Annotated in this window: 19 protein-coding genes and 1 pseudogene; 3 read left to right on the forward strand and 17 right to left on the reverse strand. The window is 46.2% G+C overall.

Annotated features, from left to right (window positions below):
• Window positions 1-26: 26 nt before the first annotated feature.
• From EYS00_RS14665 to EYS00_RS14715, 12 genes are all read right to left on the reverse strand, one after another.
• Window positions 27-3,164 (reverse strand): glycosyl hydrolase, encoded by a 3,138-nt coding sequence (locus EYS00_RS14665; protein WP_130637913.1) that lies wholly within the window; start codon window positions 3,162-3,164, stop codon window positions 27-29.
• A 208-nt stretch (window positions 3,165-3,372) separates the two neighbouring features.
• Window positions 3,373-3,966 (reverse strand): 3-isopropylmalate dehydratase small subunit, encoded by a 594-nt coding sequence (gene leuD, locus EYS00_RS14670; RefSeq protein WP_130637915.1) that lies wholly within the window; start codon window positions 3,964-3,966, stop codon window positions 3,373-3,375.
• Window positions 3,967-3,977: 11 nt separating this feature from the next.
• A complete protein-coding gene (gene leuC, locus EYS00_RS14675; RefSeq protein ID WP_130637917.1) occupies window positions 3,978-5,372 on the reverse strand; it encodes a 3-isopropylmalate dehydratase large subunit in 1,395 nt (464 codons plus the stop codon).
• Window positions 5,373-5,538: 166 nt separating this feature from the next.
• Entirely contained in the window at window positions 5,539-5,799 is a 261-nt protein-coding gene (locus EYS00_RS21015; RefSeq protein ID WP_242618784.1) for an isochorismatase family protein, read from the reverse strand.
• Window positions 5,786-6,145 carry an isochorismatase family protein gene (locus tag EYS00_RS21020; RefSeq protein WP_242618785.1) on the reverse strand — a complete coding sequence of 120 codons (360 nt, stop codon included), beginning with the start codon at window positions 6,143-6,145 and terminating at the stop codon, window positions 5,786-5,788. Before EYS00_RS21020 ends, EYS00_RS21015 begins: the two co-directional genes overlap by 14 nt.
• The gene (locus EYS00_RS14685; RefSeq protein ID WP_130637919.1) at window positions 6,142-8,007 is read right to left on the reverse strand and encodes a hydantoinase B/oxoprolinase family protein; all 1,866 of its coding nucleotides are present in this window, start codon (window positions 8,005-8,007) and stop codon (window positions 6,142-6,144) included. The genes EYS00_RS21020 and EYS00_RS14685 overlap by 4 nt, the downstream gene beginning before the upstream one ends.
• Window positions 8,008-8,017: 10 nt before the next feature.
• The gene (locus EYS00_RS14690) at window positions 8,018-10,084 is read right to left on the reverse strand and encodes a hydantoinase/oxoprolinase family protein (protein ID WP_130637921.1); all 2,067 of its coding nucleotides are present in this window, start codon (window positions 10,082-10,084) and stop codon (window positions 8,018-8,020) included.
• A gap of 14 nt (window positions 10,085-10,098) precedes the next feature.
• Window positions 10,099-10,995, reverse strand: coding sequence for a hydroxymethylglutaryl-CoA lyase (locus EYS00_RS14695; protein WP_130637923.1), 897 nt, complete (start codon window positions 10,993-10,995; stop codon window positions 10,099-10,101).
• Window positions 10,995-12,194 (reverse strand): CaiB/BaiF CoA-transferase family protein, encoded by a 1,200-nt coding sequence (locus EYS00_RS14700; RefSeq protein ID WP_130637925.1) that lies wholly within the window; start codon window positions 12,192-12,194, stop codon window positions 10,995-10,997. Before EYS00_RS14700 ends, EYS00_RS14695 begins: the two co-directional genes overlap by 1 nt.
• A 42-nt stretch (window positions 12,195-12,236) precedes the next feature.
• Window positions 12,237-14,825, reverse strand: coding sequence for a TonB-dependent receptor (locus EYS00_RS14705; RefSeq protein ID WP_130637927.1), 2,589 nt, complete (start codon window positions 14,823-14,825; stop codon window positions 12,237-12,239).
• Between the two features lie 23 nt (window positions 14,826-14,848).
• Window positions 14,849-16,738: a sigma 54-interacting transcriptional regulator gene (locus EYS00_RS14710; protein WP_130637929.1), complete on the reverse strand. Its 1,890-nt coding sequence runs from the start codon at window positions 16,736-16,738 to the stop codon at window positions 14,849-14,851.
• A gap of 380 nt (window positions 16,739-17,118) precedes the next feature.
• Window positions 17,119-17,538 carry a hypothetical protein gene (locus EYS00_RS14715; protein WP_130637931.1) on the reverse strand — a complete coding sequence of 140 codons (420 nt, stop codon included), beginning with the start codon at window positions 17,536-17,538 and terminating at the stop codon, window positions 17,119-17,121.
• 235 nt (window positions 17,539-17,773) lie between these two features.
• On the opposite strand from EYS00_RS14715, the gene dld reads away from it, so the two are divergent.
• On the forward strand, window positions 17,774-19,477 hold the full coding sequence (gene dld, locus EYS00_RS14720) for a D-lactate dehydrogenase (RefSeq protein WP_130637933.1): 1,704 nt from the start codon (window positions 17,774-17,776) through the stop codon (window positions 19,475-19,477).
• A gap of 41 nt (window positions 19,478-19,518) precedes the next feature.
• On the opposite strand, the gene EYS00_RS14725 is transcribed toward dld, so the two are convergent.
• Both EYS00_RS14725 and EYS00_RS14730 read right to left on the reverse strand, forming a co-directional pair.
• Complete coding sequence (locus tag EYS00_RS14725) at window positions 19,519-20,313, reverse strand: hypothetical protein (RefSeq protein WP_130637935.1); 795 nt, start codon at window positions 20,311-20,313, stop codon at window positions 19,519-19,521.
• Window positions 20,310-20,750, reverse strand: a complete 441-nt coding sequence (locus tag EYS00_RS14730) for an ABA4-like family protein (protein ID WP_130637937.1) — start codon at window positions 20,748-20,750, stop codon at window positions 20,310-20,312. The genes EYS00_RS14725 and EYS00_RS14730 overlap by 4 nt, the downstream gene beginning before the upstream one ends.
• A gap of 142 nt (window positions 20,751-20,892) precedes the next feature.
• Here EYS00_RS14730 and EYS00_RS14735 point away from each other — a divergent pair, with 142 nt between their 5' ends.
• Window positions 20,893-21,627 carry a LytTR family DNA-binding domain-containing protein gene (locus EYS00_RS14735; RefSeq protein ID WP_130637939.1) on the forward strand — a complete coding sequence of 245 codons (735 nt, stop codon included), beginning with the start codon at window positions 20,893-20,895 and terminating at the stop codon, window positions 21,625-21,627.
• A gap of 141 nt (window positions 21,628-21,768) precedes the next feature.
• Window positions 21,769-22,389 (forward strand): annotated as a pseudogene (locus EYS00_RS14740) (flavin reductase family protein).
• Window positions 22,390-22,401: 12 nt separating this feature from the next.
• Here EYS00_RS14740 and EYS00_RS14745 read toward each other — a convergent pair.
• Genes EYS00_RS14745 through EYS00_RS14755 form a run of 3 tightly spaced genes read right to left on the reverse strand, consistent with a single transcriptional unit; the run spans window position 22,402 to window position 24,664 of the window.
• On the reverse strand, window positions 22,402-23,103 hold the full coding sequence (locus tag EYS00_RS14745) for a response regulator transcription factor (RefSeq protein WP_130637941.1): 702 nt from the start codon (window positions 23,101-23,103) through the stop codon (window positions 22,402-22,404).
• Entirely contained in the window at window positions 23,104-23,298 is a 195-nt protein-coding gene (locus EYS00_RS14750; protein ID WP_130637943.1) for a sensor histidine kinase KdpD, read from the reverse strand.
• Window positions 23,291-24,664, reverse strand: a complete 1,374-nt coding sequence (locus tag EYS00_RS14755) for a histidine kinase dimerization/phospho-acceptor domain-containing protein (RefSeq protein ID WP_130637945.1) — start codon at window positions 24,662-24,664, stop codon at window positions 23,291-23,293. The genes EYS00_RS14750 and EYS00_RS14755 overlap by 8 nt, the downstream gene beginning before the upstream one ends.
• Window positions 24,665-24,688 lie beyond the last annotated feature (24 nt).

The following is a 24,688-nucleotide window of genomic DNA, read 5'->3' on the forward strand; positions in this document are numbered from 1 at the left end:
TTTCTAATTCATCATAAAGACAAAAACTACAAGCTATCTAAATCATAGCTTCCGCTTTCAGCCAACGCTTTGTTCACAGGAGCCACTTGCTCGCCAAACAAAGACTCCAATTGCAGTTTGTATTGCTGCCAAGTACCTTCTAAGTCAGACAATCGCTCTAGCGCTCCGCTTTGTGCCGGTGCGCCGGTACGGTCAAAGTTATCCATTAAAAAGCGTACTTGTCTATCAAGCATATTTGGCCAGTTAATATCATCTTCAAAGGTTTGATGCTTGGGCTGAACCACCAATGCTTCCCATTCATCAATTGCGGCAATAATTTGATCTATTGATTCTGATACGTCGCTGTCCAGCATCACATTATCGCTGGTAATTTGGCTGAGCCTACTGCGAACATTGCGCGCTTTTTGAAGATGCGAGAACAAGTCGTTCAACAGGTTTTCGCTTGCCTGTATGCTTTGTTCAACTATCAAAAGCTGTTCAATTTCGGCGACTTCTCGAGGATCAGCAAGCACTTGGAATCGACGACTCTGCTTGTGCTCACCCACAGTGATAGTCGCTTTGTACTCACCAGGCATCACTCGTGCACCATTCCATCCACCAAACAGCTTCACGTCTTCAATACAGTTGAGCGGCACTCGACGAAGGTCCCATACAAATTCATTGTACCCCTCGTCGGTTGAAGGATGCTTAAAGGTCAACGGACTACGAGGGTCCTCATTCCCTTTAGCACATTGTTCAAACTCCCCTGCTTCGGAAGAAAGCGTGCGTACAAGCTGGTCGTTACTGTCAAAAATATCAATACGCAAACTCTGTTCTTCGTCAGATTCCCCCAGGAAGTAACGGAAGGTCGCGCCGCGTTTTGGGTTGCTTGCTTGAGGTTGGCCATTAGCACCGCCACCAGCGAGTAATCTAATGCCGTCGATAGGGCTATACTGGAACAGGACTTCATCTTCAAGCGATTGAGTCACCTCTCTCAGAGGGGCAATATCATCGAGGATCCAAAAGCCTCTTCCCTGTGTGGCTACCACTAAATCGTTACCTTTAACCTGCATATCAGTGATCGGCACCGGTGGTAGATTGAGACGGAGTGCTTGCCAATGCTCACCGTCATCAAAGCTGACAAACATGCCACTCTCGGTCCCCGCATAGAGCATGCCTTCACGCTCGGTATCTTCACGGACCACTCGAACAAATGCATCTTCTGGTAAACCATCATCTATGCGTTTCCAACGCTTACCGTAGTTTTCCGTTTTGTAAATGTAAGGCTGGTAGTCGTTCAGCTTGTAGCCTGTCACAGCTACATACGCCTTGCCCTCTGCGTGCACGCTAAGCTCGATGGCGTTAACCTGCGCTTCTTCGTCATGAGGGGTTATATCTTTCCAATTTTGGCCTTCATCTCGGGTGAGGTGTAACTTACCATCATCAGCGCCAACCCATAGCTCACCTTGATTTTTGGGTGATTCAGCAATGTAGAAAACAGTGTTGTAGTATTCTGCGCCCGCCTGCTCATTAGTGATTGGGCCGCCATTTAGGCCTTGTTTTTCAGGGTCGTTACGCGTGAGGTCTGGACTGATTTCTTGCCAGTTAACTCCGCGATCTGTGGTTTTTAAAATAAGTTGAGTGCCGTAGTACACGGTATTAGCATCGTGTTGCGACACCAACACAGGAGCGTTCCAGTTAGTACGGTAACGTTGATCTCTCACATTACGACCAAAGACATACTCTGGATAAGGCATAATAGGGCGAGTCAACCCTGTGCTGCGTGTGTACTCAGTTAACGTGCCATTGATTGTGGTCGCATAAATAAGCTCTGGATTGTCAGCATCAAAGGCAATATGCGCGCTTTCACCACCGCCCACTGCAAACTGTTCTTGTATGCCAATACCGCTATCCCATGTGGATGAGGGCGTAGCCATAGTTGTGTTGTCTTGCTGCCCGCCATACAGGTAGTAAGGGGTAAGATTGTCGGTGCTAACGCGATAAAATTGCGCGGTTGGCTGGTTGTAAATACTCGACCACGACTTACCGCCATCAAAGGTTATCGTGGCACCACCGTCATTAGCATTAATCATATTTAAGCTATTGTCGGGGTTGATCCACATATCGTGGGTGTCGCCATGGGGAAGTTTCTTTATCTCAAAGGTTTTACCGCCATCAATCGACTTGTGTAACTGTACGTTCATTACATACAGAGTGTTTTCATCATTAGGATCTACTTTGAGGTGGTTGTAATACCACGCACGCGCCTTAAGAATGTTATCGCCATTCATTAACTTCCAAGATTTACCGGCATCGTCGCTTCGATAAACACCGCCTTTCTCCGCTTCAACTATGGCATACAAGCGCTTCGGGTTAGTAGCAGAAACATCAATGCCCACTTTACCGATTAAATCAGGTAAACCACCTTCTAGTTTGTTCCACGTTTCGCCGGCGTCAGTAGACTTATATATGCCGCCGCCTTCACCGCCAGATTTAACAAACCAAGGCGTTCTTCCATGATGCCACATGCTGGCATAAAGCACTCTGGGGTTTGATGGGTCTAGTACTAAGTCAGCAGCACCTGTGTCACCATTAACTTTTAATACATGCTGCCAAGTTTCGCCGCCATCTGTTGTTTTAAACACACCGCGCTCATCGTTTGGTGCCCAAATATTGCCTTGCACTGCCACCCAAGCAATATCGGGGTTGGTGGGGTGAATTCGAATTTTAGGTATTTGACCTCTGGTATCTAACCCAACGAGTTGCCAGGTTTCACCCGCATCTGTTGATTTATAAACCCCTTTACCGTGGCTTGTAGTAACACCGCGAATTGGCCCTTCCCCAGTTCCCACATAAATCACATTAGGATCTGATGGAGCAACGGCAATAGCACCAATGCTGCCAACGGCAAAGTCTTTGTCTGACAATGGCTCCCATGACAATCCCGCGTTAAGGGTTCGCCACACACCACCGCCTGTCGCGCCCATGTAATACAAATTTGGGTTCCCTTCTACACCAGCGACCGCTACCGAACGACCACCTCTATATGGCCCTACGAAACGGTATTCCATTCCGTCAAAGAGTTCTGGGTTAATCGTATCTTCCAAAGCGTGAGTGGGAAGGGAAGGAAGTAGCAAAGTGCTAACCGTCATGATCAACGCTGTGAGTGAGCGCAGTGATCTCATAATTAAATCCTTGTCGTTGTTAGAGCGAACTCTTGGACGTGTGTTTTTTTGAAGTTGTGGTTTTAGTATATTGATAAACAAAACATAAATTAACAACGAATGACGCAAAATTAAGGCGTTTTAACGTCAATGCTAGACGAGCTTTTTGTCCTGTTATCACAAGGTTACCGTGCGAAATGTAATCTCGACGGTAACCTGTAATGCAGACTCAAAGCTCTATTCTGCTCTCATAAGCATTGATTGCCTCTAATGCTTGAAGGGTTCTTCCAATCTTATCAACTCCGTTCATCAAATTTTGTTTGTGATGAACTTCAATGGAAAAAGTAGCTTCGATGCTTCCACAACTGACCGTTTGTGTGTCTAAATTCACCTCTACCTTTTGGCTCGGGTTGTCACTACATGCTTTCGCTATTTCATCAACGATATTCCCCGGCAAACTTACGGGCAATATTTGATTATTGAGGCAGTTACCGTAAAAGATATCTGCAAAGCCCTTGGCAATAACAACTTTAAAACCAAAATCGGCAATAGCCCATGGTGCGTGCTCTCTACTTGAACCACAACCAAAGTTTTCTCCCGATAACAGTATTTCGGCACCGTCATAGGCTGTGTCATTTAACACACAACTCGGGTTGGATACTTGCTCCTTGTCATCAAGGTAACGCTGATCGTGGAGAAGATGTTTGCCAAATCCAACTCGCGAGATTTCAGTCAAAAATTGTTTCGGCAACAACTGGTCCGTATCGATGTTGTTGTTCATTAGCGGAATGGCTTTTGCGACTATCTTTATAATAGGTTCCATACTTCTTCCCCTCAAAACTGTCGAATATCAACAAAGTGACCTGCTAATGCGGCACCGGCAGCCATGGCGGGGCTGACTAAATGGGTTCTAGAGCCTCTGCCTTGACGACCTTCAAAGTTTCTATTGCTAGTAGACGCACAGCGGTCACCCATACCTAACACATCATCATTCATGCCCAAACACATAGAACAGCCAGGTAAACGCCATTCAAAACCTGCGGCTCTGAATATTTCATCAAGCCCCTCACTTTCTGCTTGTTCTTTTACTTTCACCGACCCTGGAACAACAATAGCTTTAACGCCCTTTGCAACTTTACCCTGTTTCGCAATAGTTGCTGCGGCGCGCAGATCTTCTATTCTGCTATTGGTGCACGACCCCACAAACACATGGGAGATAGGCAGACTGTCTAATGTGGTCCCCTCTTTTACATCCATATATGCCAACGCTTTTTCAGCAGCCTGTTTTTGGTTTTCATTGGCAAAGCTGGAAAGCGCCGGAATCGGGTCTACTACATTGATTACTTGCCCGGGGTTTGTTCCCCAAGTGACTTGAGGTGCCAAATCAGACACATCTAGGATGACTTCTTTATCAAACGTGGCGTTGTCGTCAGTATAGAGCTGTTTCCATTGCGCTACCTTGTCGGTAAATTGTTGTCCCGACGGCACACTTTTTCTTCCTTTGAGATACTCAAAGGTAACCGCATCAGGAGCAACTATACCTGCTTTAGCGCCAGCTTCTATGCTCATGTTACAAATGGTCATTCGACCTTCCATGGAAATAGCAGACATCGCACTTCCCGCATATTCAATAACATGGCCTGTTGCGCCGTCGTGCCCAATCTTACCAATCAGGGCCAAAATCAGATCCTTGGCGTAAATGCCTTTGGGCAATTCGCCTTCAAAAAGTACTCGCATGTTTTTTGCTTTTGTCTGCCTGATAGTTTGCGTTGCTAGCACATGCTCGACGTCGGATGTGCCAATGCCAAAAGCAAGTGTACCCAACGCGCCATGTGTCGCTGTATGTGAGTCACCGCATACCACTGTCATTCCCGGTTGAATAAGCCCTTGTTCGGGCCCCATAACGTGCACAATGCCTTGGTTGCTATCACCCACCGGATACAACACAACGCCGTGTTGACGACAGTTTTCAATCAAGGTTTTTAGTTGAAGCGCATTTTTCGGACCACACGCATCAAGAGACGTTGATTGGGTCGAGATACTATGATCCATTGTAGCCAGCGTAAGGTCCGGTCGGCGTACTCTGCGATTTTTTTGATTCAATCCATCGAATGCTTGTGGTGATGTGACTTCATGAATTAAGTGTTGGTCGATATACAGTAAGCCTTCACCGTCAATGTCGGTAACAAAATGAGAATCCCACAATTTGTCGTAGAGGGTTTTAGTCATTGCGCTTCCTTTAATTACGTAATTAAGGATACAAGAAAGCCTCTCTAGCTATTTACATCATTTGATGTGTAACCCCAGAGAAAAGCTGCTTGGATGTTGTGAGTTATAAAGGGTAGTAACGTCGGTAAAACTACTTACCGTGTTCTAGTACCCGTTTTTTCAGTCGTTAAGTAGAAAGGTATTCATAGGCATCTTCTTTACTTACCACGTATGCATACTTGGCGTGCATGTCGTGTAAATTTGCGTTGTGAGCACTGAGATTCCTGTCGCCACACGCGTCTTTGACAACCCAAGTAGGGTAATCAAACTGTAGGGCATCTATAACGCTAGCACGCACGCAACCACTGGTAGTTAGGCCACAAACCATCAAACTATCAACGTTTTGTGCTCGGAGTTGATGGTCTAAATCAGTGTTAAAAAAAACCACTCGGCCCTGTTTTTTCGAGCACACTCGCCTGTTGTCCCATGGGAAGCCTTGGATCGATTTTAATCCACTCACTGTCGGGTGTGAGAATGTTTAAATCGGGTAGACGGCTTCTGAACACGTGCTGTACGTTGTCGTTGTGGTAAACCACTGTGGAAAATACAACGGGGAACCCATTGTTATAAAAACCTTCCACAAGATCCTTCGTCACCGAAACCTGCGAATCGAAGTTTCCACCCAAAGGACTCTCAGGCGAGGTAAAGCCCAACGACATATCAACCACAATTAGCGCAGGGCGCGTGCCAAATGGCACGTCTCCCTGCGGTAGGTCTTGGTCTTTCACGCTCACTTCGCGCTTCCCACAAAGGTAGGGGATACGGGAGCAGGTAGGCCTGTCTCTTCCAGTGCTCGGGCTTTGATTTCCTCAATAGTGCCACCCCGATTAAACAAGGACACTTCGCCACGCTCAGCTGTTAGCTTCTCACGTAGTGAGGCGGTTGCCGTTTCATCAATTTCACCGCCTTCTACCACTACACCGTAGCGCAGCGCACCAGATTGTGTAATTAAGCCACGTTCAAGATCTTGCAGTACCGCTTCCGGAGATCGAGCATAGGGGTCACCCCAACCGCCACCACCCCAAGTATCAAAGTACAGCAGGTCACCCGCTTTCACTTCAACGCCTTCACACTTGGCTGGCAATACTTCTTCTGTGCCGTCAGCGCGGACTAATCGCTTAGTTGAACGCTTACCTGGCTCTCCGCCATTGACACCCCAAGGGTAAGTGAGCCAACGATCATCGTGAATTGCGATAGCGCCATCACACAAGAATCGATAAGCCACCGACAACCCATTACCACCGCGATGCAAACCTGCGCCGCCCGAATCTGCAATAGTCTCGTAGCTTTCTACACGTAATGGGAAATATGCTTCGACGAATTCGTTGGGCACATTAGTAAATCCGGGCCACAAAGAATGACCGTCTGGACCATCACCCGCTGGACGTCCAGGAATACCGCCAAAGCCAATTTGGAACAACTGGAACCATTCACCTTTGTCGTCGTAACCTGAATAAAACAGGTGTGGCGAGTCAGAGAATCCAGCAGCGTTCATTGCTTCTGGTGCACTTTGTCCCAGCAGGCCACCCATCACATCAAAAATGCGGCCCAAGGCATGGGTTCGACCCGACAGTGCCGCAGGGAAGTTCGGTTTTAATAGACTTCCTTGAGGTATACGCACGTCCACTAAGTCATAAAAACCATCATTAAAGAGTATTTGAGGGTCGACTAGGTTAATCGTGAAAGACCCGAAGAACATCTTGAACATGTCTTCGTTTAAGTAGAAATTGATCGAGCTTTTCGCTTGTGGATCTGTGCCTTCAAAGTCAAAGATGGCTTTGGTGCCTTCGCGCCACATTTTACAGCGAATTTTGTACGGCCCCATGCCAACGCCATCATCACACAAGTAGTCCTCAAACACACGGGGCTCTTCTGGTACTATCATGTTGATAATGGCAGACATAGCAACATGATTACGCTCAAGCATGATTTCCATGGTTGAATAAAACACATCGTCACCAAAGCGTTCTGCGATTTCTTCACAGCGCTTTGCCGCCGTTTTACACGAGGCCACTAAGGCATTTAAGTCAAAACGGTTCCACTGAGGCGTGCGCACATTGTGTAGTATCAATTCCAAAATATCGGCTTGTAGTACACCTTTTTTGTAAAGCTTAGTCGGCGGAATACGAATACCTTCTTGGTAGATAGACTCTGCTTTAATAGGTATTGAACCAGGTACCATACCGCCATTGTCTGACATGTGACCAAACATGGCAGACCATGCGATGTGTCGGCCTTCTTTGAAAATAGGCACAAGCACGATCCAATCAGGCAAATGGGATACTGCGGCATTGGTCATGTAAGGGTCGTTGGTGAGAATAATATCTCCTTCTTCCAATTCACCTTCGTACGCGTCTAAAAAGCCATGAATAAATGAGCCAAATTGTCCCACGACCATTTTGCCGTCTTTATTCGCGATCATGGGGAAACAATCGCCCTGCTCTCGAATACCCGGGCTCATGGCCGTTCTGAATAGCACCGCGTCCATTTCTTCACGGGCATTTCTCAATGCATTTTCAATAATGTCTACAGTTACCGTATCCACGTCAACACGGTTGAGCGGAGCGTTATTAGTTTGCTTAATCTTATTGTTCATCACGTTCCCCTCAAGCCTGTGTTTCTGGTGTTATCAACAAATTCCCTACACTGTCTACATTGGCAACAAAGCCAGGTAGCACCACAGTGGTTGAGTCCATTTCACACACAATCGCAGGGCCAGTTACCACTAAGTCGGAATGCAACTTACTTCGGTCATAAATGACCGCCTCGTGGTATTGTCCCTCGTAGTAAATCTTACTGTGGGTGATTTCGCAGTCTGCGAGAGTGTAGCTACCATCAGGTTGAGGAGGCGTTGGCAATGGTGTACTTTTCGCAGTTGCAATGGCACGAACCATGACCACTTCATGACCTTCTTCAAGGGCAAAAGTGAACAACTGGGTATGCTCTGCATCGAATTGTGCTTTCAGTAAATCAAGCCCTTGTTCATCAAGGTCATTCATAGTGAAAGGCACACACAGCTGGAAGGCTTGGCCGGTATAACGAATGTCTGCTTGGAAGGTAATTTCTTGCTCACTAGCATCTATACCGTCAGCAATGAGCGTAGAAGACGCTTTCTCTGCCAAACTTTGTAGCGTGTCTTTAAATTTATCAATAGACACATCGCTCAATAGTGATACCAATGTTTGCGAGGCTTCGTTGCGCACCTGTGTAGTGGCATCACCATAGGCACATAACACACCTGGACCCGGAGGAATAATCGCAGGCCAGGCTTGCGTAAGAATACCTAGCGCATTGGCATGCAGCGGGCCTGCCCCCCCAAAGCCAACAAGGGCAAATTCACGTGGGTCAAAACCTTGCTCAACAGACACCAAGCGAAGTGCACCAAACATGGCTTCGTTGGCAATTTTAATAATGCCTTCGGCCGCTTCTTCCACGCTGATTTCCATGGCATCAGCCACTTTTTTCACAGCAGCAACAGCGGCATCTCGGTTGATAGACATCTTCCCACCAAGCTGAACATCAGCAGGTAGATAGCCAAGCACAACGTTGGCATCGCAAACGGTGGGCTCTTCTCCCCCCTTCATATATGCCGCAGGCCCTGGTTTTGCGCCCGCTGATTCAGGACCAACACGCAGTGCTTTTGTCAACTCAGGTACAAAGGCCAATGACCCTCCACCCGCACCAACGGTTCTTACGTCTACCGATGGCGCCCGCACGGTGACATCACCCACGCGTGTTTCTCGGCGTACTCTGGCTGTGGCGTTTTGAATCAAAGCCACATCGGTAGATGTTCCCCCCATGTCAAAGGTAAGAATGTCGTCAAAGCCCCCTTGTTTGCAGAAGTGAATAGCACCTGCCACTCCACCTGCGGGGCCAGACATCAATAGGTTTACTGGGCTGTCTGCCGCCGAACGGGCAGACGCTAAGCCACCGTCTGAACGCAATATGGATAAATGCAGGTTATCGCCCATTTTTTCGGTGAGAGCGCCGTATAAGTTATCAACGTATTTGGCCACCTCTGGGCGAACATAACTGTTCACCACTGTCGTTTCGGTGCGTTCATACTCTTGTAGCTCGGGTACCACTTCACACGAAATAGAGATGGGCATATCAGGGAATATCGTCTTGGCCACTTCTCTTGCGCGTTGCTCATTTACACCATTTACGTAGGCGTTGATAAAAGAGATTGTCAGTGCAGTAAAGCCACCCTTTTCCTTGAGTGATTTCAAGGTTTCAATCAGTGCAGCTTCGTCTAGTGACTTTACCACATCGCCTTTCGCATCAATACGCTCATCGGCTTCTACGGTGAGTTCTAATGGTGCCAGCAAGGGCTTTTTAACATAGCTCACCCAACCGCCCAGACCACCGGGGCAAAATGAACGCGCCACCTGAAGGACTTGTTTGTATCCTTTGGTGGTAACCAAGGCGACTTTAGCACCTTTACCCGTTAACACCGCATTAGTGGCTACCGTGGTGCCGTGCATTACACGATGGATATTGGACACAGGCACACCGGATTCTTCACAAATACGATCGATACCGTTTAATACGCCCACCGATGAGTCGTGTGGTGTAGAAGGTACTTTTGCAGTGTAGGTCTGCCCAGTATCCTCATTAATCAGTAGTAGGTCAGTGAACGTACCGCCTACATCAACACCGAGTCTATAAGACATGGTTTTCCCCTTCTCTATTTTTGTTGTTTTAACCAAGCCTTTGCGTGTCCGCCCCGCGCTGTGCCTGTTAATTCTGTCGCTAAGTCAGAGGCTTCGAGCAACTTGCTCATATTGATACCTGTTTCGAAGCCCATTTGTTCAATAAGTAGCACGATATCTTCAGTGGCTACATTTCCTGTTGCGCCTGGAGCGAAAGGACATCCACCTAAGCCTCCAATCGATGCGTCGAATTGTCGAATACCCGCCTCAATAGCCGCATAAACGTTAGCGACGCCCATGGCGCGAGTATCGTGAAAATGACACGACAACTTATCAGCGCCAAATTCCGCCGCCAGCTTACTCATTAAGCTGTGCACCGCGTCAGGGGCAGCCGCACCAATGGTGTCAGCCACAACAATGTGAGACGCACCAGCCTTGATAAGCCCATCAGTTACTTTTAGCACTTCGTCTTGTTGCACAATCCCCTCAAATGGGCACTCCCAAGCAGTCGCCACATATGCCTGAACGTTTCTATTGAGTTCTTTTGCCATGCCAAGAACATCTGACGACATCGACATTGATTGCGCTGTCGTCATCCGGATATTCTTTTCATTCATGGTCGAACTTGCCGCTACCACTAATGACATGAGAGGCACGTTCAATTTAACGCCAGTTTCGAACCCCCGAGCATTGGGGATCAGCGCTGAATAATTTACGCCTTTATCTTTTGGTAATTGCGCAAAAACTTCATCAGTCCCTGCCATTGCCGGCACTGCTTTCGGCGATACAAAGGCACCTACTTCAATAGCCGGTAGTCCCGCCTCAACTAACGCTGTAATTAACGAAACTCGTTCTTCGATACTCAGCGTTTTTGGCTGATTCTGAAGCCCGTCACGAGGACCTACATCATTGATAACAATTTGGTTAGTCATTAGCCCACCACCTTGCTATCAATCAGTTTTTGTATGGCATCATCGCTTAACCCTGCCACCGAACTCAGAACATCTTTCGTGTGTTCACCTAGCTTAGGCGCAGGGCTGTAGCTTTCTTCGCTACTGCGAGACAGCTTGATAGGATTGCCCGGACCTTTAGTGGTGTTTCCATCACCAGAGGTTAGCTCAACCACCATATTTCTGTGCTGTACTTGTTCGTCGCTTAGCGCTTGGGAGAAGCTATTTACCGGTGCACATGGAATGCGTGCGGCTTCCAGCTTATCGATCCAATAGGCCGATGTTTGCTTCTGAAGAACGGTATTTAACGTACTGTCGATAAAGTCTTTCTTCGCCCATCGACCGGGTTGCGTGTCGAACTCTGGTAGGTCAAGAGATGGCTCATTAACCACGCCTTTCAGGTTTTGCCAGAAATTGTCAGTGATCACTGCAATAACAATAAAACCGTCAGAGGTTTTAAAGGTGTTATAAGGCACATGCACAAAATGCGAATTTCCAATAGGGAATGGGTCTTTCCCAGATAGAAAGTACATAGTGGCCATGTAATTGAGTAGAGATATCTGACAATCGAGCATCGAGATGTCTACGTCTTGGCCCTTGCCGCTTTTTGCCCGTTCTAGAAGTGCCGCTTGAATGCCCATGACAGCAAACATACCGCCACCTAAGTCGCCGATAGGGATCCCTGCGCGCACCGGGTTTTCGGGGTCAGTACCGGTAATGGACATACCGCCACCGGTTGCTTGTGCAACTTGGTCGAATGCGGGGCGTTTGTATTTAGGCCCTTCGTTTCCAAAACCTGTAATTGAACAGGTAATAATTGCAGGGTTTATTTTACTTAAATGTTCGTAGTCAATGCGAAGCCGTGTGGGTACACCTGCACCGAAATTATTCACTACCACATCCGCACTTTTGACTAATTCGTAGAACACCTCTAACCCTTCGTCTGACTTGAGGTCGATACATACGCTTTTCTTGTTTCGATTAAGCGTAATAAAATACGCGCCCATACCATCAATGGAATTCTCTGGGTCGGTAGCAAGAAGCTTTCTTGTACCCTCGCCGTGCAGAGGCTCCACCTTGATCGTCTCAGCCCCTAAATCAGCCAATATCATTCCGCAATACGGCCCAGATAACATGTGGGTTAAGTCGATGACTGTTATGCCTGCCAATGGTTTATTCATTTGTACTCTCTAAATTTCAGAAATTACTTAATTCAATTAGCGTTAGAAACTAACGCTAATATCAATACCGTATGCGCGTAGCGCCGATGGATGAATGAATGAGCCACCGAATTCTGGTGCTGGGATAACTTCCTGTAAAAACTGCTCATCGGTTAAGTTTCTTCCCCACAGTGCAACGCTCCACATTTCACCGGCTAACGTAATACGGGCATTCACAGTGCTGTATGCATCACGCGTAGCGTTGGAGAAATTCTGAGGATGTGGACCAGGAGGTACACCGCCACCTAAAGTGCCAAAGAAGTCCCATATGGTAGGTGTTTCTTCACCTTGCAGCGTGTGAAATGGCGTTTCGCCGACATATTGATAGTCAACACGTGTTGATAGTAGTAAATCGTCATTCACCTCGTATTCGTGATTGAAGCCAAAGGTGTATGATTTGTCTGGGGTTTGCGGCGCTTCGTTACCTACAGAGAGAGGTCTATTTCTATTTTCTTTGATTTCACTATCAATAAAGCCAGCTCCACCAAATACGGTGAGATTGTCGGTAGCTCGGTAGTTAAAATCGATCTCAAAGCCCTGTATTTCTAATTCATCAATAGTGGTTACCGCGCGCAACAACCCAAACGGACCGGCAAAGAATTCGAAGAATTGATTGTCATCAACCTGGGTATTGAAAAATGCAGTATTCAGTTTCAGACGGTTATCGAGCAATGTTGCTTTGCTTCCTAGTTCAAAGCTAGTGGTCACTTCTTTTTCGTAGTCATCAGGCACGATCAGTTGTGCGTTAACCGCATCACCTGGCGTACCGTTGCCAGAGGCATTGAACCAAAAATCAAGGGTCGCTTCTGTACCAATAGAGTTAAAACCACCACTTCTGAAACCCACGCCATAGCTGCCGTAGAGGTTTAAGTTATCACTTGCTTCATAGCTAACAGTTACTTTAGGTTGAAACTGACTAAAACTAGCATCTCTATCCGGTATACCATCAGGAGTTACCCCAAATGCTGGGTTAATAGGCCCTACAACACCGTTAACAATGGTATTTACGTTAAGTCCCGAAGCACTCACATTGGGTACATTGTTTGAAACTTCTCGTGATTCATTGTCGTAACGCAACGCCACCGACAATTCCCATGCATCGTTTAAGTCATATTCAATTTGACCAAAGGCTGATAGCACCGTGGTATCGAAGGTATCATTAAACAGCAAGTCAGTAGGGTTTGGTCCCGTAGGTGGAACGTAAGGTTGGCGTAAGAAGCCTTGACCTTGATCGGCACCATAGGCAACCACGACATCACGTTCGATTTGTGCAAAATAAGCACCTGCGATCCAACGCAAGTCTGCGTCAGTATCATTCGAGGTAAAGCGAATTTCGCCACTAAAGTCTCTCTGGCTACGCTCCTGATACTGATAACCGTCACATGAAGACGGGGTATAAGGGCCGTATACCCCAGCAAAATCCTGCCCTGGTGGAAGCACGACGAATGGCGACAGGAAATCACCAAATAAATCACTTCTTCCAGCACCGCCAAGGTCAGTTGGCAGGTTGTTTAACGTTTGACGATCGGTCTGACATTGCGGTGTAACTTCGTAACCATAAAACGACGCGCTAGTACCATCAGACAATAAATACTCTTCTAAGTCGTTGTAAGCCAGCACACCAGTGACATCAAAACTGTCGCCGCTCCAGTCAGCTTTTAACGACAGTTCTGTGGTGTCTTGCTCGTTCTCGCCTGGTACGTTAAACGCGAAGATAAACTCATGGTCATTCACGTCTTTAAAGAATGCACTTTGTCCAAACGCAGTTTCAAAACTAGGTAGTGCGAACACCGCGTTAAAGTTGATTGCGCCGCCCTCTACTGTGCTGTGAGACGCACGAAAATCGAGTGTAAGGTCATCTGTTGCTTCCCAAATTAAACGCCCTTTCACGTTGGTGTCTTCTAAAAAGTCCACAACATCATCACGGCCCAAGAACACGTTCTCGTAGAAGCCGTCGGTTGTTGAATGTGCAACAACTAATCGACCAAATACGTTGTCACTCAGTGGGCCAGTAACCATGCCGCTGTATCGCTGAGTATTGTTGTTTCCCACTCCGGCTTCAAAGCGCGCTTCAAAAATATCTGATGGCGTTTTGGTGGTTACGAGAATGGCACCCGCCACAGCGTTACGCCCGTAAAGCGCACCCTGTGGCCCTTTAAGTACTTCAATCTGCGCAACATCAGTAAGAGTCTCGTTAAAACTATTCGGGTTGGTCTGCAACACACCATCTACGACATAGGCAAAGGTTGATTCAGCATCACGAGTTGAAATAATCCCGCGGATGTTTACTTGAGTATCACCCACGTTAGCTGAGTCTACTATGCTTACATTTGGGATGAGACCAATGAAATCACCCGAGCGTTCAACCCCTGCAGCTTCCAGCTCGTTAGCAGATAATGCAGTGACTGCAATAGGTACTTCCTGAATACTTTCTGGTCGTTTTCGAGAAATACTGATCACTTCGATCAGTTCCTCAGCTGGCGCTGCGGACTCGTCTTGAGCATGCGCATTAGAGACTGCGATGCTGGAACAACCAAATGTGAGCGCTAAAGCGATTTGCTTAGCAAGGTAGTGCCTATTCTTTGTGTGCATAGTTTCCTCCGAACCTTTGTTCGCTATTTTTGTCGTATGGTTTTTAACCTTCGCCACAGTGTGGTGTGGCTGATACCCAATTCTTGGGCGGCCTTGTGCTTATCACCTTGCCACTTGTTTATAGCCGCAAGTATGAGTTCTTCTTCTTGAGTTTTAAGTTGGCCTTCACCACGGTAAGACTGCGTTTGGGTGGGGGCAGAAAACAGTTCTGGTGTAATTTGGTGGAGCATATGTGGAAGACGTTCAATATCGTCCACCGTATGCAAATAGGCGACAATGCGCTCGAGTACATTCTCTAACTCACGAATGTTACCGGGCCAGCGATGGCCATTGAGATAACGCTCTATGCTGTTAAATAGGTCATGGACGCTAATTTCCACTTTGTATCGCTGAATCAGCTTTTTAAGCTTAAAAATCGCAATGTGCTTGATATCTTCTGGGCGCTCGCGCAGTGGCGGCACAGTGATGTTAAAAACGTTAAGACGGTAAAACAGGTCTTCTCTAAATTCGCCACTGGCAGCCATTTCAGACAGTGATCGGTTAGAAGCTGCAATCAGTTTTAGATCAACATCTTTTTCCTGATTACCGCCGAGTGGTCTGAAGCTTCGCTCTTGCAAAAATCGCAATAACTTCGCTTGTTGGTCGAGGGCTAGCTCACTGATCTCATCGAGAAACAGCGCGCCATTCTGCGCTTCTTCAATCAGTCCTTTTCTACCGCCGCGTTTTGACCCGGTGTAAGCACCGTCTTGATGTCCAAACAGTTCGCCTTCAAAAAGTTCTGAGGGGATCGCACTGCAATTCAGCGCAACGAACTTTCCGTCGGCATAGGGGCTTTGCTTATGAATTTGTCGAGCGACGAGCTCTTTACCCGTTCCTGACTCGCCAAACAACAAAACGTTACTCGGCGACGATGCATAGGCTTTGACTTGTTGGGTAACATTTTCGATTGCTTTAGAGACATAAACCAATTCGTGTTTATCACTCTTATGAGTGGCTGTAGGTAAGCTCTGCTTTACTTTTTTGCGATACAGCTGATACACGTACATGGGTTTAAACCCTTGGCCGTGATCAATAGTGTCGAGGTGGAACCACCATTCATTACCATTGATCTCACATTCACCATCGGTCTCTCGCTTCTCGCCAATGGGGTGAATAAGTGCGTCTAAGTCAATTTCAGCTCTGGAACTTAAATTTAAGTGCTCTCTCGCAGCGTTATTTAACGTAAGAGAGTCACCTTTTTCATCAACCATGATGATGGGGGTCTGAGACTGCATCAGTAACCAAGATAGCAGCGCTTGATCTTTTTCTTGTTTACGCCACGCCTTACCTTGCTGAATAGCCTCTTTGATGGTGTCACGGCAAGACTGCTCAGAATAAATCATGAAAGAGGGGATATTTCGACTATTAGCTAAGCCGCAAACCAAACTCGCCCCCACAATCGCGATGTTTTCTCTTTGACTGGCTAAGTAAAATTGCTCTCTTGCTTGTTCTGCGGTGAGATACACCGACTCTGTGATAGTAACGCCAAGCTTTTCTTGCGCAATGTGGGAAGTACAGTGAGCCTCAGAAAATGAGATGAAGTGTACCTCGTCGGTAACTTGGCTAGCTTTTTCGAGCGCATGAAAAATATCCCATTCCGTGGTGATAAGCGGTACTACAGGTATAGGTAGTGCAGACTGTAGATACCTTGCGTTTGACCCAGCACTTACCACAACATCTGGGCTAAAGTCTTCAATATGCCCTTGAATTTCATGTGAACTTCCGACAATAGCATCGACAATTTTGAACTGTGCATCGCCGTCGAAAGACGACAGTACACTACTCATTAGCTGGCTAAACTCGTTATAGCCAAATATGAGTATCTTCAATGCTGAATTGTCGGTTGTCGCTTTATTCACGTCTTTAATGTCCATTTAGATCCTCACTTATCGCTGTCTAACTAGCGGTTGGTGAGAAACACGGTATTTGCAGCTGAAATTAATCCAATATTGGAATACCGGAAAAACACTCATTTGCAGTCACCGTGCCAACGCAGAATAAAAAATCACCAACGCAAGCCAGACAAGGGCTGTATAGAAATTACGCAAGCACAGTGTAAATATTAAACGGGCGTAAATATGAGAAGATCAATTTCAATCTGAAATAAAATTTCATAATGAAAATAAAAAGTTGAAATAAATGAAATGAAGAAGAGAGGTTTTTCAGTATGAAAATTCTCTCTCAAGAAAAAGCAGATGGAGGCCGAAAGAAGGGTAAAGCTGACCATTGCGGAGTGTCGTAACGCCTTTATCAATTAACGAGTTAATTTGTTAGTTGATTTAGACTCACACAATTGAAGTACGACGCCGAAATCATAGCCTGTCTGTATATCTTGAACTTGCCAATCGGCTGCGCCAGCTCTCACGGGCGAAACAGCATCAATAGTAGGCTGCTGCTCATAGTCTTGCCAAAATTCATCAAGGCTCGATACCCCAAACGACACAAGAAAAATCCCCTCGCCTCTCTCTTGTAGATATCGCCCCACGGTACCGGTAGGTGAAGTTGGGGACACGATGACAATGTTAACGCCACCGACATTATACCGACCAGTCATCGCCTCTCTTTGGATGAGCGTTTCAACCTCGGGTTCTTGTTGAAACAAGGTGTTAAACGATTGAGTTGCCGCACTGAAGTCTGCAACAAGAAAGTTGATATGGTGCACCTTGTCGATCATCACTATCTCCTTAGCCTATGAGTGGCAAAAACTGAGCATCGTGACAGACGATACAAATTAGATGCCAAAGTAGATGAGTGCTGCAATTGGGATAGAAATGATATGTTCTAGTGTTAGAATCTTTATCATTGACGTTCTTGGATATAGCCGCGGTGCTCCCTCTTAACGTTACCTGTCCGCTTAGCAATTTAAGAATTTCTACTTGGTTTTACCGAGGGATTGGAGGTATTAATAAATGAACTCACATCCTGCAGTACGCGAATTCATTCGAATACTTGGCTCGGATCATGTCACCGTTGGTGCCAAACAAACAGAACACTACCGCACGGGCTGGCGGTCTGGTGGGGGCAGCGCGCTGGCCGTTGTTTTTCCTCAAGATTTAGTTAGCTACTGGCGCTGTCTCGAGGTCTGCGTTGCCAATGACTGTATCATCATCATGCAAGCCGCGAATACCGGGTTAACCGAGGGTTCCACGCCCAGTGGTGATGACTATGACCGAGATATCATCGTCATCAACACTCTCGCAATGAGCAAACTCTTCGTGCTTGATAAAGGCAAGCAAGTCATCAGCTTTCCAGGTACTACGCTGCACACACTCGAAAAAACGCTGAAACCTTTGAAGCGTGCACCACATTCCGTGATTGGCTCGTCCTGTTTAGGGGCATCCATAGTGGGCGGAGTGGCCAATAATTCTGGCGGCGCCTTGGTTAAGCGAGGGCCTGCCTATACCGAGCTTTCTCTTTTTGCACAGGTCAATGAAAAAGGCGAGTTGCATCTGGTTAATCACTTGGGGTTAGACTTAGGCGACTCACCGGAAGAAATCTTATCAAACCTTGATAACGGCCAATATAAAGTTACCGAAGGTAGTTATGATATTCCCGCTTCGGCTCGAGACTACGAATCAAAAATTAGAGATATAGACGCAAACACGCCAAGTAGATTTAATGCCGATGAAACTAGGCTTTATGAAGCGAGTGGCTGCGCTGGAAAAATTGCGGTGTTTGCTGTTCGGTTAGATACCTTTGACGTGCCGCAAAAAGAGTGTAGCTTCTACATTGGCACTAATGATCCTGCAACACTGACTTTTTTACGCCGAGAGATGTTAAGTCAATTTACGGTATTACCTGACGTTGGTGAATATATTCATCGAGATGTCTTCGATATTGCAGACAAGTACGGCAAGGATACCTTTTTAAGCGTAAAACATTTGGGAACTGATCAACTACCCAAGATGTTCGCTATGAAAGGTAGAATCGACGCATACCTAAACAAACTCAGTTTTTTGCCCAAGTACCTTACTGATCGGGTATTACAATTCGTCTCTACCCTCTTGCCGAATCATCTCCCCGGTCGTATTCGAGAGTATCGTCAAAAATATGAGCATCACCTGATACTCAAAATGGGAGATGAGGGAATAGACCAAGCAAAGGCCCTTTTACAAAGCTTCTTTAGCGGCCATGAGGAAAGAGGCGGCTATTTTGAGTGTGACAGCAATGAAGCTCAGAGTGCTTACCTTCACCGATTTGCAGCTGCCGGTGCAGCTGTGCGTTATCAGACGATGAAGTCAAAATCTGTTGGCGATATTCTTGCGTTGGATATTGCCTTACGGCGCAATGATCACGATTGGGTTGAAACTTTGCCTGATGCCATTAATGAACAAATTGATAAGCGCCTTTATTATGGTCATTTCTTCTGTCATGTATTCCACCAAGATTACATTCTGAAAAAGGGCGCTGATCCCGTCAAAGTCAAAAAGCAGATGCTTGCGTTACTCGATAGTCGGGGCGCTAAATATCCCGCCGAGCATAATGTGGGTCATTTGTACGAAGCCGAGCAGACACTTCAACGTTTTTATAAAAAGTTAGACCCTACAAACACATTTAACCCAGGTGTAGGAAAAATGGATAAGCACAAGCGTAATTGCGCGTGCTGTTCTTAACACAAAAAAGCCAGCTCAGGCTGGCTTTTCAACCTGCACTATTACTTTACAAAAGGTTGCCCTTCCATAGCCTGAAAAAATGTCCAGATGGTTAACCCAACCAAAATTAGACTAGTGATAGATACCGAGAGTATGACATTGCGCTTTTGTCCTTTTAGCAACTTGTCTAACAGCCAACCAAGTAATGTTAAAATCTGCATTAGGTGAGTGGCAAAGAAGTGTGGTACTCGCAGGTCTCCGCCCGTTCTACTCCACCCAAAGATAGGAACGCCATCAGCATCTGTAGGTGGCGTTCCTACCCAATGCCCCGTGGGTAGTGAAGACATATAGCCGGCAATAAGTAGTGTTAGTATGAATCCCATGGTAAGCCCCAATGCTGCTCCCAGTTTTAGTCCAGGTGTCAGTAGGTTAGAGCTAGGCAAAAACCAGTATCTAATACCTAAAATCAATGCTGGAAGCGTCAAAATCACTGCTGCAACGCCCATCATTTGATAAATGCTCACATCTTTTTGAGTACTAAAGTTAAAATGAGAGTGAACGCCACGCATAGCCTGCATATCAATGAGAAATACCTCAAAAATGGTCGCAGCTGCAGAAACAAAAGCAAGCACAGCTAACCATTTAGCCGTTCTTTGCGGCTCTGGCATCAACCTAACGAGTAATGCAAAAGTGGTCAGGTGTAGCGCCGCAGAAAAATGGAACTTAAGTGGCTTAGTCCACAAAGCAATATCATTTAACGTGCGTGTGTCTATGTAGTATGAAATAAGAATGATAGGGACAGGAGCTAGTAAAAAAATAGCGGTTTGTTGCCACACTTTTTGGGCATATGCAGTCATGATTTACTCCTTGTCGATGCAAGAATGTGATTGGCGCCAAAACAAAAGAAAAAGAGTACTAACCCCATAGGGCCGAACATGAAGGTGCAAAGTAAGATGGGTACTTGTATAAGCCTTAATATGCCGACTTTGTCGGCGTAGTAGGCAATGCATGTTCCCACTAGCAAGTCGAAACATAGATAGTGTGACCAACCAGCAACAAGCACGGGCTCGCTACCAAATAACGCCCTCACTTGATTCAGTGAAGCATATCCACCACCCTCGACACTGGCAAAATTAACCAGCATAAGAACGCCATAAGCTGTTCCCAAGATAGTTGGAATAACGATGCCGGTTACAATGAATACCCAATTCCATCGTTTAGGAGTGAAAATAAGGAGAACCCAACCAGCCATTGCCAATTGGTTTAACCATGAAAATAAAACGTTGTAGTCCATAACTCTCTGACATCGAAAATTAACAATGGAATGAGCCTATACGAACTAGGCAATGGAGGTGTGGTGAAATACGTGAGGCTCTTGGAATATTTCGCGAAATGCATTAGTTTACAGTTCGCGAATCGTAAACTGCAGGACAAAAATGACGCTAATAAACAAGTACTTTAAGCATGGGTTACTCTTGTCATTAGTTCTCGGCGCCTTGTTTACCTTTTTGGGTGTTTACAACACGAGTTCCCTAACCTATTTCAACAGGTTTGTGTTTTGGACAGCCACCATGATTGTGGGTTATTTAGCGACAGGGCTATCTGCCCCTTGGATTTTCAACAAGCTGCTTCCTGGCCGCCCGGTCGTATTCCCTCTGATTACATTAACACTGTTTATATCTATCCCTGTAACACTGGTGATAGCAGGTTTTGACCACAATTACGGATTAGATTGGACAGGCTACGTTTGGTTACTTCAGTATCGCTACGTAGTAGTCATATCTGCGATATTGATTTTTGGTGGTTATTACGTCGTTAAAACTCAGGGGTTAATCCCCACTGAAAAAGAGAACGCTGCTGAAAAATTCATGCAACGTTTACCTAACGAGTATCGACAAGCACAGCTGTACGCCATCTCATCTCAAGATCATTATTTGAATGTAATCACCGATATGGGTAGTACGTTAATTCTAATGCGACTATCTGATGCCATGAAAGAACTAGAGACCGTTTCAGGTATACAAACACATCGCTCGTGGTGGGTGGTAACATCCTCAGTAACGACGACCAAGCGGGTCAGCGGCAAGCTGCAATTAGAGCTCATATCAGGCGACGTAGTCCCTGTTTCTCGTACTTATGATAAGTCAGTTAAAGACGCGCTTAAACTTTGATTTAGTGACCAGCGATAGTCTCCACAATCTCCGAAAATCCTTGCTGTAGTAAGATTGCTTCGCCAATGCGCTTGAGGTAACTTTGACCTAAATAAAGACGTGGCTTATTCACCAGTCATTCAGTATAAAGCAAGGACAAAAGTGTCGAACTCATTCTATTCTTACAAAGTGTCAAACGGGCATGGATTACCTCATGATCCTTTTAAATCTATTATTGCTCCACGCCCCATCGGGTGGATTTCCTCAAAAAGCGCTGCCGGTGAAGTCAATCTAGCTCCCTACAGTTTTTTCAACGCATTCAACAACGCGCCTCCTATCATTGGTTTTTCCAGTGTGGGCTACAAAGACAGTGTGAAAAATATTGAGAGCACTGGTGAGTTTTGCTGGAGCATGGCGACTCAACCTTTAGCCGAGGCAATGAACATCACTAGTAAGCCTGTGGATTCAGGAGTGAATGAATATGAACTCGCAAAACTTGAAGCCGGTTCGCCTGATGAGGTTAGCGTTCCCTTTGTCGCAGCTAGTCCAGTATCTATGGAGTGCAAACTCACTCAGATTGTTCAACTCAACAATGTGTCCAAAGAACCATTAGACACTTGAGTGGTGTTCGGAGAGGTAGTGGCGGTACATATTGCTACAACTCACCTTGAAGATGGCCAATTTCAATTAGTGGATGCCAAACCCATTATGCGAGCGGGTGGCCCCGGTGACTACTTTACCATTAGTAAAGAAGCCGGTTTCTATATGGGGCGCCCGACCTAATTCGTATTCAATTTACTGAGAGTAGATGAGCCGATATCCTCGTCCACGCATAGTTTCGATGATAGGTGCGTCAGCACTGTTGATTGCCGATGACTGCTCCGCCATCTTCTTGCGCAAACGATTTATGTATACGTCTACTACGTTGGTGAGCGGATCGCTTTGAGTGCTCCAAACCTGACTTAATATGCGTTCTCTGGAGAGTACGGTCTCGGAGTGTTCAATAAAGAACTTTAACAAGAGAAATTCGAGAGTCGTTAGCGTTAACTCGTGATTGTGCAACCATACTCGCTGCTTTATGGGTTCTAACTTCAATTGATGATATTGCACATAATCTTGGCAACTTTGCTTTGTGGGAAGCCTCCTGAGCAAAGCATCAATACGGGCGAGTAACTCATCAAAATCGAAGGGTTTTGACAAATAATCGTCTGCGCCCAAGCGCAATCCCTCGATGCGCTCTTCTGTGTCACCAAGAGCCGTCAGCATTAGAAACAATAACGATGGATGTCGTTTACGCCACATCCCTACACTATATAAACTGTCGTCAGTACCTATCATACGATCGATCAAGGCTAGATCAGGTGATACCGATTTTATCATCTCACTCATTTCACTGATCGAAGACGCGTGGTGACATTGATGCCCTTCTGCAGAAAGACCGCGCAGTAAAAAACGAGCTAACTTTGGTTCATCTTCGAGTATGAGTAAGGTCGCCATTTATACTGTTCCCGTGGGTAATTCAACGGTAAATCTACAACCAGTAGGAGCCACATTGGTCGCACTGATGGTACCTTGATGGGCATCGACAATAGCTTTGGCAATGGCTAAACCAAGTCCGTTCCCCTGCCCAGATCGGGAATCCGATGCGCTGAAATAGCGTTGAAATATTCGTTCTATGTGCTGCTCATCCATCCCGGGGGCCACTGTCTGTCACAGTGAATGTGAGTGCAGCGTTATTAGACATTACGTCGACATTAATCTGGCTATTGCTAGGAGAGTGCTTAATTGCGTTGTCTAGCAAAATTAGCAACACCTGACTGATACGCTCATCATCAAAAACTGCTGTTTCCATGCTGATATGAGTATTTAAAGCAATCTGAATGGGTTTGCTAGCTACCATTGCATTGCTACGCTTTTGTACCTCAGCAACAAACTCATGAATATCGTGCTTAGCCGCAGAGACACGCAAATTGCCAGACTCAGTTCGGGCGACAAAAAGTAAGTCGTCAACCAGCTTACTCAACGCCAGCGATTGCTCCAGAACTATCTCAAGAGTTTCTCTGAGTGCGTCATTGTCAGCTTGCTGCCGCAGGGTAACTTGCGACTCCCCGCGTATAATCGTAATTGGAGTGCGAAGTTCGTGACTAATGTCAGCTAAGAACTCACGCCGAGCCGACTCGTTTTGTCGTAGTTGGTTGTTAGCCTTGGTCAAATCTGTGGTTCGCTGACTCACCTCAAATTCCAACTGTTGTTGGTACTGTTTTTCTTGCTGTTTCTGCTGGTTTAACGCTTCTGCCATGGTATTAAATGCCGTTGCAATATCGTCAAACTCTTTATCAAAGCCGCGAGGAATTCGATAGTCATAATTGCCTGTAGCTACTGACTCTGCGGCCATTCGAATAGATTGTAACGGCTGATACAAAATCCCTAGCAGCCAATAGCACCCGTATATGACTACAGGAACCGAAAGCGTAGCAAGTATAATGGAGTAAATGAGTATCGACTGGTTGGTAGCCTCTATTTTGGCATCAAGATACGTCACGACTGTGGACTGACGATTGACGGCGGCATTGATGGCCTCTCGAAACTGATTGTCTATAGTCACCTCTAATAGGTATTGGAGACGGCTCTCTTTTGTCAGATCGCTCTGGTTATGGTCGGTGATAATTGCTCTAAAGTCCCTAATAATGCTGTCGAGCAACTGTTCTAGCGCTTGTGTGTCCTCCACCGAACCTTTAGTCACTTGCTCACCTAAAGCCTCTCGTTGTTTAGTTTCAAGCTCAGTAATTCTCAACAATGACGCTTGAATAATCTTACGTTTATTGCGAACTTCGGCTTGATTGGCACCTGCTCCAAAAATGAGCTCGTCAGTGAGCTGTTTGAATAGTCGATATGACACACTCGATAACAGCAAGTGCTCCTGAAGGAGTGATTGGGCAATTGCATTTTGCGTGAGGTTGGCCCGGGTGGTATATGAAGACACCGCCACCAACGCAGAGGTTGCGACTAACAAAGACGCCATAATTATGGCAAAAATAGCGAGCTTCTTTTTGTACATTTCAATCCAATCGCGACGGACAAT

The sequence above is a fragment of the Alteromonas sp. KUL49 genome, assembly GCF_006538345.1.
Classification (GTDB): Bacteria; Pseudomonadota; Gammaproteobacteria; order Enterobacterales; family Alteromonadaceae; genus Alteromonas.